The sequence below is a fragment of the Synechococcus sp. W60.3 genome, from assembly GCF_047502615.1.
Lineage (GTDB): Bacteria > Cyanobacteriota > Cyanobacteriia > Thermostichales > Thermostichaceae > Thermostichus.
The window spans coordinates 3,639-4,545 of sequence record NZ_JANSHJ010000058.1; the positions used below are offsets into that span (position 1 = coordinate 3,639).

The 907-nt window shown below is 60.0% G+C and carries 1 protein-coding gene; it reads right to left on the reverse strand.

All coding sequences use genetic code 11. The features are described from left to right. Positions 1–907 (reverse strand): alpha-amylase family glycosyl hydrolase (locus NW846_RS12240; RefSeq protein ID WP_414516144.1); only part of this gene is annotated, 907 nt, incomplete at both ends.

Sequence of the window (907 nt, forward strand, 5' to 3'; positions counted from 1 at the left end):
TGAGCTGGCTAAGGCGCTCTCCCAGCCTGCGGTTGCCCACCTGGTCGTGGTTTTGAATGCAGACAACAAATTGGGATCCCGGTCGCCCAACAGCGGAGTTGCCGTGACGCCTGGCGCGGTAGCAGGAGTACTGGCCAGAATAAACGTAGCTCTCCCGGTAAGCCTTGGCCAGGTGCTCCAATTCGCCAAAGTCCTGGTAGTAGCCTGTCTTTTCCCCGGTAAGCAGGGTGTGAAGTGAGTGGTGGAAGTCATCGCACCACTGGGCATCTAGCCCGTAGCCCCCTTGCTCTCGGGGGGTGATGAGGCGGACATCGTTGAGGTCGCTTTCGGCAATGAGAACCCTGGGCCGGCCAGTGCGAGCTTCTAGGGCATCCACCTGCTCTGCCAATTCCTGCAAGAAGGGGTAGGCGCTGAAGTCGTAGATGGCGTGCACCGCGTCCAGCCGCAGCCCATCGAGATGAAACTCCTCCAGCCAGTACTCGGCGTTTTGTAGGAAAAACTCTCGCACGCCGTCAGAATAGCGGTCGTCGAAGTTGAGGGCATCCCCCCAAGGGGTGTGGTACTTGTCGGTGAAGTAGGGGCCAAAATCCCGCAGGTAGTTCCCCTCCGGCCCCAGGTGGTTGTAGACCACATCCAAGATGACGGCCAAACCCAGTTGGTGGCAGGCATTGACTAGGGCTTTGAAGCCTGCCGCTCCTCCATAGCTGGTCTGCACCGCGTAGAGGTAGACGCCGTCGTAGCCCCAGTTGCGCTCTCCTGGAAACTGGGCCACCGGCATCAGCTCCAGCACGTTTACCCCCAACTCCACCAACTCCGGCAGGCGAGGGATCAGAGCAGCAAAGGTGCCCTCGAGGGTAAAGGTGCCTACATGCAGCTCGTAGAGGATCCACTGAGACAGGGGGATCCC